The following is a 13,422-nucleotide window of genomic DNA, read 5'->3' as shown; positions in this document are numbered from 1 at the left end:
TTTACGGAATTACTAGTGTGATCTTTCGTTCAGGATGACAAGCTTGCGGTTACTGTATGTTAAGCAAATGACAAATGGTAAAAATCCGTTTTAATCCGCGTTTTTGCGAAGCAAATCCGTGTCATCTGTGTGCCATGACAAAGAATATCAACAAAGATTACTTTTAAAAACGGAATATATTAATCATAAGACATATCTTTTAATGCAAAAACCCCCATCAATGTGTCGTTTTTACACAAAGAAATAAGGTGTTTGTTTTACCATTTTGCGCTTCTAATTGAGATTTTTTTATAATGTTTTTAGTAATAAATTTTTAGGAATTTCACTTTTATTGCCATTATTGATTAACAAAATTAATGTAGCCGAAATCGTTGTAAAGTGGTTATTTTCTTTGTTTAAAAGTATGAATTGATAGCTTTTTGTGTGAGATTTCTTTATTTTATTGCTTTCTTTTTTTTCTTTTTCCTTTTTAAATGATCTTATTTATAGTAAAGCCGAAATAAAAGGCCGAAAAAAATAACAAATTCTTAAAACATAAATTTGGTTGTTATGAAAATATTTGTATGTTTGTATTGTTGTAGTATAGTATAGTATAAGTCAATTCGTTTTCTCGTATTTTAAATGCTCAATAATTCAAAAAAACCAACTCAATATTTTATTAACTAAAAACCAAATCATTATGAGAATTGCAATAAGATACTTATGCTTCTTAGTAGTTATGATGTCCGCCGGTACACTTTATTCCCAAACCATCACCGGTAAAGTTACAGATAATGAAAATTTACCCTTGCCTGGTGCTACAGTTGTAGTAAAGGGTACACAGAACTCAACTGTAACTGACATTGACGGAAGTTACAAATTAGCCAATGTTAAAACTGGATCTACTTTAGAATTTAGTTTCATAGGATTTAATACTCAAAGTGTTTCGGCCAATAATGCGGTTGTAAATGCTTCTTTAAAACCAAGCTCACAGGAATTAAATGAAGTTGTAATAGTTGGAGCTGTAATGAAAAAGGGAGATCTGACAGGTGCTGTAAGCAGTGTTTCTGGTGATAAACTTAGAGAGGTTCCTACGCCAAACGTAGTGCAGGCACTACAAGGACGTGCATCAGGTGTATATGTACAACAAAGTGCTGTACCTGGTCAGTCAGGTACAATAAGAATTAGAGGAAATAATTCTCTAAACTTTGGCGGTAACCCAATATTTGTAATAGATGGTTTGATTACCGACAGCAATTTTGAAAACATTAACCCTGACGATGTTGCCAGTATGGAAGTGCTTAAAGATGCTTCGGCTACTGCATTATATGGTTCAAGAGCAGCAAATGGAGTAATCGTAATTACAACAAAAAAAGGTTCAAGATCTGGAGAAGCAAAAATACAATATGATACATGGACAGGAGTCTCTGAATTCGCAAGAACAATCCCGTTGATGAATGGCCAGCAATTATTTGATCTTAGGGTTGATGCTTATGCAAATCGTTATATGGATGAGAATCCAGGGGCTGATCGTGCAGCTTATGTTAATCAAATTAAGTCAAACGGTTCGACTGTATTTGCGCCTTATGAATTAGACTCTTACAGAGCGGGCAAAAGTTACAACTGGCTAGATCAGGTAACACGTTCAGGTTTTCAAACGAATCATAATTTAAGTTTTAGCGGAGGAGGAGAAAAAGGAACTTATTTTGTGAGTTTTAATTATGTTAATCAGGAGGGACTTCTAAAAAACTCTGATTTTAAAAGATATAACGGAAAAATTAACCTTACGCAGGATTTAAAATCATGGCTGCAGTTTGGTACCAATACTACTTTTTCAAGAAGTAAGAGCAATTATCAGGAAGGTAGTGCCTTTGGTGTGGCACTGGGAGCAAATCCATTATTGCCTATAGACGCTAAGGCTACTTATCTTAGATATGGTGAAGTGTTTGACCAAAATCTTTATAATCCGATAAGAAGTCTTGATATCATCAATACAAGCTCACGTAACAGACTTACAAGTAGTAATTTTTTAAGTGCAAAACCGCTAAAAGGACTTGATATCAGAACTACTTTATCTGTAGATATTGCAGATCAGGCAAATTTTGATTATATACCAAGTTCCACAGGACAGTCACTTAGAAATTCTATGGATGGGGAAGCGCATCATTATAGATATTCACAATTCAATTATCAGTGGGATAATACCGTAAGTTATAGTAAAGTTTTTGCTGAAAAACATGACGTAAGTCTTATGGGAGGATTTTCTGTAATGAGTAATTCAGGTAATAGCACTGATGTAAGAGCTCGCGGATTTGTTAGTGATGATTTGACCTATATGGCATTATCAGGTGCATACCAAAAGGATAATGCGCAGTTAAGTTCGAATTTTACAGATTATTCAAACCAATCGTATTTTGCAAGAGCGAACTATACTTATGATGGTAAATACACTATAACTGGTACAGTAAGAAGAGATGGTTCTTCTAAATTTGGCCCTAATAATAAATGGGGAACCTTTCCTTCTATAGCAGGAAGTTGGGATATTGCTAAAGAAAATTTCCTTTCAGGATTTGAAAAATTAGATCAACTTAAATTTCGTGTAGGTTATGGTATGGTGGGTAACCAAAATGTAGATGCTTACAGGTATTTTGCCTTATATAATGCACAAGTTAGTAATAATTCAGGTACTTATGTGTCTGATAATTATATTGATAATTTTGATTTAAGATGGGAAAAACAAAAACAATTTAATGTTGGATTAGATACTGGTTTCTTTCAAAACAGACTGACTGCAAGTGCTAATTATTTTCATATCAATAATGACGACCTTTTAATGTTGCGTAATATGCCGGTTTCATCAGGATATAAATATAAACTGGATAATATTGGTGCTACAACTAATGAAGGTATCGAATTAGAACTTAGAGGTGACATTATTAGAAACAAAGATTTTAAATGGAATGTTTCTGCCAACATATCATCGGCAAAAAATAAGGTTACAAAACTTTATGGAGATGCTACAGAGATCTACAATTTGGGTGGTTATAGCAACAATGAGATCCAACGTACCGGGAACTTTTTCTTAGGTCAATCGGTAAACACAGTTTATGTGTTTCAATATGATGGTATAGCTCAGCAAGGAGAAAACCTTACCGGAGTAAATTACGGAAGTAGAACTGTTCAGGCTGGGGATATTAAAATTAAAGACCGTAATGGCGATGGTGTAATAAACGATCAGGACAGATATGTTGTTGGTGATTTGAATCCTGATTATTATGGAGGTTTTTCTACAGATCTTAATTATAAAGGTTTTGCATTGAATGCCGTATTTTCTTATTCAATAGGAGGTAAAAGACCAAGTGGTACCTACGAAAGCTATATGAACTCAGGAGGTATGAGTGCAGCACATACAGATCTTTTAGATCGCTGGACTCCTACGAATACCAATACAGATGTACCAAGAGCTTATTATGGAGGAGGAAGATATACTTTGGGTGAGACAGATAAGGCAATACAAGATGCTTCATTCCTAAGATTAAATGCACTTACATTATCATATACATTACAAGACAAGGTTGCAGAAAGTGTTTTTCTTAAAAATGTAAGGTTTTATGTCACAGGATCAAATCTATTTATTGTAACGAAATACAAAGGTTATGATCCAGAGGGAGGAGATTCTTATCCAATTTCCAGAATGGTAGTTATGGGATTAAATGTATCTCTTTAATCAAATTAATTTAAAAAATTATTTTATGAAAGCAAAAATTATAGCCTTTATGGCCGTGGCAATATTCTCAGCCTCCTGTTCTTCAGATTTTTTGGAGGAAGAGCCTAAAAGTTCACTTACTGCTGCACAGGCATATGGCAGTTTAGGTAAAATAGAGCCTGTTCTTTTGGGAGCGATAACGAATTGGAGAAATATGCAAAAAGACCGTGCAGGCCTTTATACTTCTCTTGGTACAGACGAAGCACAACAAGGTGCTTTGCAGGTAACCGGAGATGCAAATCAGGCAGGACTTGATTTGTACAATGGTTTTCTAAGTCAGGAGAATCAGGCAATTGGACAATTGTGGAATGACAGATGGCCAGTAATTGAAGTAGCTGCGCAAACTATTAGAGCATTAGGGACCAATACCGAAGACGATAGTGCAAAACGTGATCTTTTGATGGGAGAAGCTAGTTTTTTAAGAGCAACATTAATGTTTGAACTAACACAATATTGGGGAGAAATACCTATTAATGATAAAGCAAAAACAGCAGAATTTGGTTTAAGACGTCAGCCTTTGCCTTTGGTTTATTCTTATATCGTAGCCGATTTAGAAAGAGCAATTGAAAAACTTCCTGTATCACAAAGCAATCCTGCATTTCCTGCAAAAGGAGTAGCTCAGGCACTTTTAGGAAAAGTATATTTATATGCTCCAGAAGCTTCAGGATACCGCGATTATAATAAAGCAAAGCAATGGTTTGGAGAAGTTATTACTTCCGGGAAGTATAGTTTACTGCCTAATTACGCAGATGTTTTTAGTCCGGATCACGCTAATTCTCCAGAATCATTATATGAATGGCAGTACACTAATAACTGGCCTGATAACAACCAGATACAATGGCAGACAGGTTCAAGAGTTTTGGCAAACATAAACCAATATGCTTATTTTGGAGGTTATGATCTTATACTTCCTACTCAATATTGTTATAAAGATAAAACGGATGGCGGAATATGGGAACCAGGCGATGTACGTAAAGACGCCAGTATTCGTTATGATTTTACTTATAAAGGAGTTAAACCAACACTTCCTGCTGGTTTTGGGGGTGATGAGTTAGATCCGCACATTAAAAAATTTGAAGATATTCGTGTAGAAGGAAAACAATCATTTTGGAATTCAGGAAAAAATAAAGCTTATATCAGATATTCAGATGTATTACTTAACTACGCAGAATGTTTAAATGAATTAGGAAATACAACAGAAGCTGAAGGATATGTAAATCAGGTTCGTACAAGAGCTTTTGGAGGAACATTACCTGAAGCCATGAAATGGAGCGGACTTTCGCAAACTCAGTTTAGAGATCAAATTCTTGACGAACGTATGCGTGAATTAGCTTTTGAAGGCTGGAGAAGAATGGATCTTATTCGTACAGGGAAACTGGTACAATTAGTAGGTGCCCGTAACAAATGGGCAAAACAAAACGGTACAATTGCCGCATTTCATAACCTTTATCCTATTCCTATCGGAGAAATCAAGCTTAATGATGAGATTGGTCCGGAAAACCAAAATCCAGGATATTAATGTTTTTGAAGACAGTTTTAATGTAATTTTTTATTTTTTGGTCACGTGATTTTTGGTTAGTCACAGTTTTGATTTGCAATGCCATTTTGGATTTAGGTAATAACAGTACAAAGTTTTCTGTTAGAAAAAACTTATTCCAAAATGGCATTCTTTTTTTTAATGTTTACAAAAATGTAAACGAATCAAATAGTAATATGAAGTTTAATAATATTCACTTTTTTATATGGTTATTAGTTTTAAATGCTTTTTCGTTAAGTATTTATGCTCAAAACAAAGTAAGTTTAAACTCTTCTGATATCGTTTGGAAAGTCAAACCGCAAGCAGAAGTAGGGCAGGACAGTCTTAAAATATTGGCCCCAAATTATTCAGGAACAAATTGGGTAAATGCCGTTGTTCCGGGTACAATTTTCAATTCGTATGTTGTAAACGGATTAGAAAAAGATCCTAATTTTGGAGATAATATTTATCAGGTAGATAAAGCAAAATACGATCGCAGTTTTTGGTATCGTACCGAATTTAAAGTTCCTGACAATTTTACAAAAGACATTATCTGGTTAAATTTTGAAGGAATCAACCGCGAAGGCGATGTTTACCTTAACGGAAAAAAAATAGCCACACTTAGCGGAATGATGCAACGTGGTAAATTTGATATCACAAAATTGGTGCATCGCAAAGAAAAGAATGTTCTGGCAGTTTTGGTAAGTATCCCGAAAACACCTTTAAATAATTACGGAAGTCCAACCTATATTTCAAGCGCAGGTTGGGATTGGATGCCATACGTACCGGGATTAAATTCCGGAATTACAGATGATGTTTTTCTTAGCAATACAAACAAAATTACGATTGTAGATCCTTGGATTCATAGCAATTTACCTTCGAATGCACGAGCAGATCTTGATGTAAAATTAGAATTGAAAAATTCTTCGGCACAAAATCAGGAAGCAGTTTTGACAGGTATAATCATGCCTGGGAACATTACTTTTTCTAAAAAAATAAATTTAGATGCAAACGGAATTACAAGCGTACATTTAAACAAAGAACAATTTCCGGAACTTTCGATTCAGAATCCTAAATTATGGTGGCCAAATGGTTACGGAGATCCTAATTTATATACGTGTCAGTTTACTTTAAAAATTGGAGATGTAGTTTCGGATACTCAAAAAATAACCTTCGGAATCAAAAAATATACTTACGATACAGAGGGCGGTGTTCTGCATGTTTCGATAAACGGAAAACGTGTTTTTCTAAAAGGTGGAAACTGGGGAATGAGCGAATATATGCTTCGTTGCAGAGGAGACGAATACGATCTTAAAGTGAAACTGCACAAAGAAATGAATTACAATATTATTCGTAACTGGTTAGGCTCTACCACAGATGATGAATTTTATGAGGCTTGTGATAAATATGGGATCATGGTTTGGGATGATTTCTGGCTCAATGCAAATCCAAACTTACCATTAGACATTCACGTTTTTAATAGCAATGTAATCGAGAAAATAAAACGAGTAAGAAATCATGCCAGTATTGCAGTTTGGTGCGGGAATAACGAAGGATTACCACAACCTCCGTTAAACGGCTGGATTGCCGAAAATATAAAGACTTTTGATAATAATGACAGATATTATCAGCCTTGCTCCAACACAGGAAACTTAAGCGGCAGCGGACTTTGGGGTAATAAAGATCCGAGGTTTTATTTTACCAAATATCCTGCGGCTTATGTAGGAACGGGTGATGGCCCAAGTTGGGGTTTAAGAACCGAAATTGGTACAGCGGTTTTCCCGAATATTGAAAGTTTTAAGAAATTTATCCCTGAAAAAGACTGGTGGCCAAGAAACGAAATGTGGGACAAACATTTCTTTGGAGAAAAAGCCTTTAATGCTTCGCCCGATAATTATGATAATAGCATAAATGAACGTTATGGAAAACCCAATAACCTCGAAGAATATACCACAAAAGCCCAATTACTAAACATCGAAACCAACAAAGCCATGTACGAAGGCTGGTTAGATCATATGTGGGAAGATGCTTCAGGAATTATGATCTGGATGAGTCAATCCTCTTATCCTAGTATGGTTTGGCAAACTTATGACTATTACTATGACTTAACAGGAGCATATTGGGGTGTAAAATCAGCTTGTGAGCCAATGCATATTCAATGGAATTCGGTAAATAATTCGGTTAAAGTAATTAATACTACAGGAACCGATTTCAAGAATCTAAAAGCCGAAGCAGAAGTATTTAATATGGATGGAAAATCAGTAGCAAAATTCAAACAAAATGCGACTGTCGATTCGTATTCGAATACTGCGACAGAAAGTTTCGTGATTCCGTTTTATTCGAATCAAAAAGATCTTGCTTTTCAAAAAAATGCAACAGCTTCTTCAACAGATGGAGGAAATCTAAGAGACGTTACAGATGGAGATTCCAACAGTCGTTGGGCAAGTAATGCTACTGATAACGAATGGATTTATGTAGATCTTGAAAACGAATATACCATAAACAGAGTAGTTTTAAACTGGGAAAGTGCCTTTGGAAAAGAATATAAAATTCAGGTAAGTACCGATGCAAAAAACTGGACAGACGCAAGTGTTATAAAAGAAGGAAAACAAGGTCTTGAAACCATTTCGTTTGATGAAATAAAAGCGCGTTATGTTCGAATGTTGGGTATAAAACGCGGTTCAGGTTGGGGATATTCTCTTTATGATTTTAAAGTTTTTGGTGCCGATGCCAATACTTCAGAGTTGAGTCCGGTACATTTTATTAGATTAAAATTAAAAGACGCTCAAAATAAAGTAATTAGTGAAAATTTTTATTGGAGAGGAATCAACATGAAAGACTTCACCGATTTGAATAAATTGCCAAAAGCAAACGTAAATGTTTCTAGTAAAGTTGTAAAACAAAACGGGAAATACGTTATAAAATCTAAAGTTTCAAGTCCACAAGGAATTGCTTTTGGAATCCATATTCAAACATTAAATGATAAAACCGGAGCTCAGATTTTGCCGGCAATTGTAAGCGATAGTTATTTTACTTTACTAAAAGGAGAAAGCAAAGAAATTACCGTAGAATTTGATGAGTCACTTTTGAAAAACGGTGAAAAACCGGTTATAAAAGCTGTTCCGTACAATAAATAAAAAAGATTTTATCCTAACAGGTTTCCAAAACCTGTTAGGTATGCTTAAAAACCCAAAATATTATCAACATAAACCTCTCAGGTTTAGTTGAAACGAACTGTATACGAGAATTTAATACCAATTTATCATAGATTAAAAATCATTTCCAATCTTTTTAATCTGTGGCTAAAAACAAAACAATTATGAACATTAAAAAATTGAAAGCACTGCTTTTTATATTATTGCCTTTTTTAGGTTATTCGCAAAGCAATCCGTTAGAGTTATGGTATACTAAACCAGCATTGCAATGGGAAGAAACATTGCCGCTAGGAAACGGACGTTTAGGAATTATGCCGGACGGAGGAGTGACAACCGAAAAATTGGTTTTGAATGAAATTACTTTATGGAGCGGAGGTCCGCAAGATGCCAATAATTACAAAGCATATTCTTTTTTGCCACAAATAAGACAATTGTTATTGGAGAATAAAAATAAAGAAGCCCAAAAACTAATCGACCAGCATTTTATCTGTACAGGAGCAGGTTCAGGAAGCGGAAACGGAGCTGATGTACCCTTTGGAGCGTATCAGGTTTTGGGAGATATGACATTAAAATTTGATTACAAAACCCAGTCAAAACCGGTTAATTATAGCAGAAATCTGGACATTCAAACCGCAGTTGCCGGAACTCAATTTACAATTGACGGCGTGACGTATAAGCGTGAATATTTTACAGGATTTGGAGATGATGCAGGTTTTATCAAATTGACTTCGAGCAAAAAAGGAAAACTAAATTTCACTATTCAGTTAGATCGACCAGAACGTTTTAAAACTGTAAATGGCTCTGATAATTCGCTTGTTATGACAGGTCAGCTTAACAACGGAACCGACGGAAAAGGAATGAAATATAAAGCAAAAGTAAAAACTCAGCAAGTAGATGGAAATGCTTTATATACCAACAATAAAATTGAAATAAAAAATGCTACAGAAGTTGTGATTTTTATTTCTGCAGGAACAGATTATAAAGATAAAAATTTCGAAACTACTACAGATAAAGTTTTGGATGCAGCGATGCAAACGAAATATCAGGATCAGAAGAAAAAACACGTTGAAAACTACCAAAAGTTATTCAATCGTTTGACTTTAAATTTCGGAAAAAGCGCAAAGAAAACATTACCAACAAATGAGCGTTTAGATACTTTTATAAAAGAACCAGATACAGATAAGGGACTTCCTGTTTTGTTTTATCAATACGGTCGTTATTTGAGTATCAGCAGCACAAGATTAGGATTGTTGCCACCAAACTTGCAGGGATTATGGGCGAAAGAAGTACAAACGCCATGGAACGCCGATTATCATCTGGATGTAAATGTTCAGATGAATCACTGGGCATTAGAAACCGCCAATTTATCAGAATTGAATCTTCCATTAAAAGATTTGACTAAAGATCTTGTACCAAATGGAGAAAAAACAGCCAAAGCCTATTACAATGCTGATGGTTGGGTGGCACATGTTATCACAAACGTTTGGGGTTTTACAGAACCAGGTGAAAGTGCTTCATGGGGAATCACAAAATCAGGTTCAGGCTGGTTGTGCAACAATTTATGGAGCCATTATTTGTATACCAATGATCAGGCTTATTTAGCTGAAATTTACCCAATTTTAAAAGGTGCGGCTCAGTTTTACAAAAGTATGTTGGTAAAAGATCCTGAAACAGGCTGGTTGGTAACTTCACCATCGGTATCTCCGGAAAACTCATTTTTATTACCAAATGGCGATGCGTCGCACGTTTGTATGGGACCTACAATTGACAATCAAATTATTCGCGAATTGTTTAATAACGTGATAATCGCCTCTAAAAAACTTGGTCTAGATAATGATTTGAGTATTGAATTAGACAAACAATTAAAATTATTACCGCCTCCAGGAGTTGTTAGTCCAGATGGAAGAATCATGGAATGGTTGAAAGATTATAAGGAAGAAGATCCTCAACACCGTCATATTTCTCATTTATATGGCTTATATCCAGGATCTTTGATTACTCCTGAAAACAAACCAGAATTGGTAGACGCCATTAAAAAAACGCTTGAAGTAAGAGGAGATGATGGAACAAGCTGGTCAATTGCATACAAAATGCTGTTTTGGGCTCGTTTAAAAGATGGAAACAGAGCTTATAAATTATTTAAGACAATACTTAGACAAACACATGATACCAATATTAATTATGGTCCTGGTGGTGGTGTATATGCCAATTTACTTTCTGCAGGTCCACCATTTCAAATTGATGGAAATTTTGGAGCAGCTGCCGGAATTGGCGAAATGTTGATTCAAAGTCATGCCGGATTTATCGAATTATTGCCTGCAATGCCAGATGTTTGGTTAAACCAAGGTGAAGTAAAAGGGCTTAAAGCCGAAGGAAACTTTACCGTAAATATCAAATGGGAAAAAGGAAAAGTAACCAAATATGAGATTCTATCTCCAATACCAACAAAAGTAAAAGTTAAGGTAAACGGAGAATTAAAAGAAATTACCTCGTCTAAATTGTAATAGCAACAAGACCTAACAGTTTAAAAAATCTGTTAATTCTAATATATGAATAGCCCCCAGCTTTAGCTGGGGGTAATAAAATGATATGCAATATGGCTTTAGCCGAAATCTTATTGTATTTCGGCTAAAGCCATTTTTATATTTGACTCTTTTGATCTCCAGCTAAAGCTAGAGTCTATTCAAAAAATTATGAAATCATATTTCATTAAATTCCATACAATGAAAATAAAAAAAATAATACTCTTTGGGACTTTACTAAGTTCAATAGTTCTTGGAGCACAAAACACCGATAAAATCACCTCTCACGTAAATCCATTTATTGGAACAGGAGCTGCACACGGATCACCGCTTTCAGGAAATAATTATCCCGGAGCAACAGTTCCGTTTGGAATGGTGCAATTGAGTCCTGATACACGCAACACACCCGATTGGAGTGTTGCCAGCGGCTATAATTACAATGATACTACAATTGCAGGCTTTAGTCACACGCATCTTAGCGGAACTGGTGTAGCCGAATTATTCGATGTTATGTTGATGCCTTTTAGTGGAGAAATTGTCAAAGAAGAAGCAGGACAAAATGCCTATCAATCGAAATTTTCTCATGAAAAAGAATCCGCAAAACCGGGCTATTATAGTGTAGAACTTTTAAATTATCAGATAAAAGCAGAGCTTTCGGCAACAACGCACGCGGGTTTTCATAAATATAGTTTTCCTAAAAATAAAGAAGCACATATCGTCATCGATTTAGATCATTCGATGAAAAAATCGGATTGGAATACGCGTATTATTGCATCTCAATTGTCATTTCCTAACGATCATACGATTGAAGGATATCGTATCATTACAGGTTGGGCGCCAATGCGGAAAGTATTTTTTCATGCCGAATTTTCACAGCCTATAATCCGTAATCACGTAACCGATGGAGGAAATGTTTATGATAATGCCAAAGTTGTAAACGGAAATGCAATTAGAGCCATTTTAGACTTTGATACGTCAAAACAACAGGAGATTTTGGTAAAAGTTGGAATCTCGGCAACCAGTATCGAAAATGCCCGTTTGAATGTACAATCGGAAATTCCTGCCTGGGATTTTAATGCAACCGTAAATGCTGCGGATGTCATTTGGGAAAAAGAATTAAGCAAAATAAAAATTGAAGGAACAGCAGAGCAAAAACAAATTTTCTACACCGCTTTGTATCACGCATTTATTCAGCCCAACACTTTATCAGATATCAGTGGCGATTATCCATCAGCTGATTATACGGTTAGAAATTCATCCAAACCTTATTATTCGACATTCTCTTTGTGGGATACGTATCGTGGCGCACATCCATTATATACGATAACGCAACCAGAACGTTCGGCCGATTTTGTAAACAGCATGTTGTCGTATTATAAAGCCTTTGGTTATTTACCCATTTGGCAATTATGGGGACAGGAAAATTATTGTATGATAGGCAATCACGCCATTCCGGTTGTGGTTGATGCTGTACTTAAAAACTTGCCAGGCATTGATGTCGATTTAGCTTTTGAATCTGTAAAGAATTCAGCAACACGTGAACATCCGGGATCGCCATTTGGTATTTGGGAAAAGTACGGATACATTCCTGAGAATTTAAAATCGCAATCAGTTTCTTTGACTTTAGAAATGGCGTATGATGATTGGTCTGTAGCAGAACTGGCAAAGAAATTAGGTAAAACTGATGATTACAATCATTTTACAAAACGTTCTCAATTCTATAAAAATCTATACGACAAACAAATTGGTTTTTTCAGGGCAAAAGACGATAAAGGCAATTGGATTGGCCCATTCGACCCATTAAAATATGGCGCAAACGGTGGATATCCTTTTACAGAAGGAAATGGCTGGCAATACTTTTGGTACGTTCCGCAAGATGTAAAAGGACTTATTGGTTTAGTGGGCGGAGATAATCTTTTCACTAAAAAACTAGATACTTTCTTTACATTAGAAGATAAACCCGAAGAAGTAAATGACAATGCTTCAGGTTTCATTGGTCAATATGCACACGGAAATGAACCAAGTCATCACATTGCTTATCTCTACAATTATGCAGGTCAACCCTGGAAAACCCAACAATATGTAGCAGAGATTTTGAAGAAAATGTACAATACAACTTCATCAGGTTATTCCGGAAATGATGATTGCGGTGAACTTTCGGCTTGGTATGTTTTTAGTGCGATGGGATTTTATCCTGTAAATCCTTCAAGCAGCATATATGTTATTGGAACACCAATACTTAAACAAAGTTCGATTCAATTGAAAGATGGAAAGGCTTTTAGAGTTATAGCAAAGAATGTTTCTGATAAAAATATTTATATCGAAAGTGCCAAACTAAATGGTAAATCTTATACCAAAACGTTTATCCGTCAAGCTGATATTGATGCAGGAGGAATTTTAGAATTTATTATGGGATCAAAACCGAATAAGAAATGGGGAACGAAATTGGAAGATAGACCAGTTGAGTAGATTTGAATTTCGATG

Annotated in this window: 5 protein-coding genes; all 5 read left to right on the top strand. The window is 35.3% G+C overall.

Translation table 11 applies throughout. The annotated features are described in order from the left end of the window. Positions 1 to 679 precede the first annotated feature (679 nt). Complete coding sequence (locus ACIDC4_RS01370; RefSeq protein ID WP_412043319.1) at positions 680 to 3,706, top strand: SusC/RagA family TonB-linked outer membrane protein; 3,027 nt, start codon at positions 680 to 682, stop codon at positions 3,704 to 3,706. A gap of 25 nt (positions 3,707 to 3,731) precedes the next feature. Further along, on the top strand, positions 3,732 to 5,264 hold the full coding sequence (locus ACIDC4_RS01365; protein WP_412043318.1) for a RagB/SusD family nutrient uptake outer membrane protein: 1,533 nt from the start codon (positions 3,732 to 3,734) through the stop codon (positions 5,262 to 5,264). Between the two features lie 194 nt (positions 5,265 to 5,458). Then, on the top strand, positions 5,459 to 8,398 hold the full coding sequence (locus ACIDC4_RS01360) for a discoidin domain-containing protein (RefSeq protein ID WP_412043317.1): 2,940 nt from the start codon (positions 5,459 to 5,461) through the stop codon (positions 8,396 to 8,398). Between the two features lie 182 nt (positions 8,399 to 8,580). Beyond that, complete coding sequence (locus ACIDC4_RS01355) at positions 8,581 to 10,920, top strand: glycoside hydrolase family 95 protein (RefSeq protein ID WP_412043316.1); 2,340 nt, start codon at positions 8,581 to 8,583, stop codon at positions 10,918 to 10,920. A 219-nt stretch (positions 10,921 to 11,139) separates the two neighbouring features. After that, a complete protein-coding gene (locus tag ACIDC4_RS01350; protein WP_412043315.1) occupies positions 11,140 to 13,407 on the top strand; it encodes a GH92 family glycosyl hydrolase in 2,268 nt (755 codons plus the stop codon). Positions 13,408 to 13,422 lie beyond the last annotated feature (15 nt).

Source organism: Flavobacterium sp. C3NV (genome assembly GCF_046825355.2).
Lineage (GTDB): Bacteria > Bacteroidota > Bacteroidia > Flavobacteriales > Flavobacteriaceae > Flavobacterium.
This window is presented reverse-complemented; position numbering and strand designations above follow the sequence as displayed.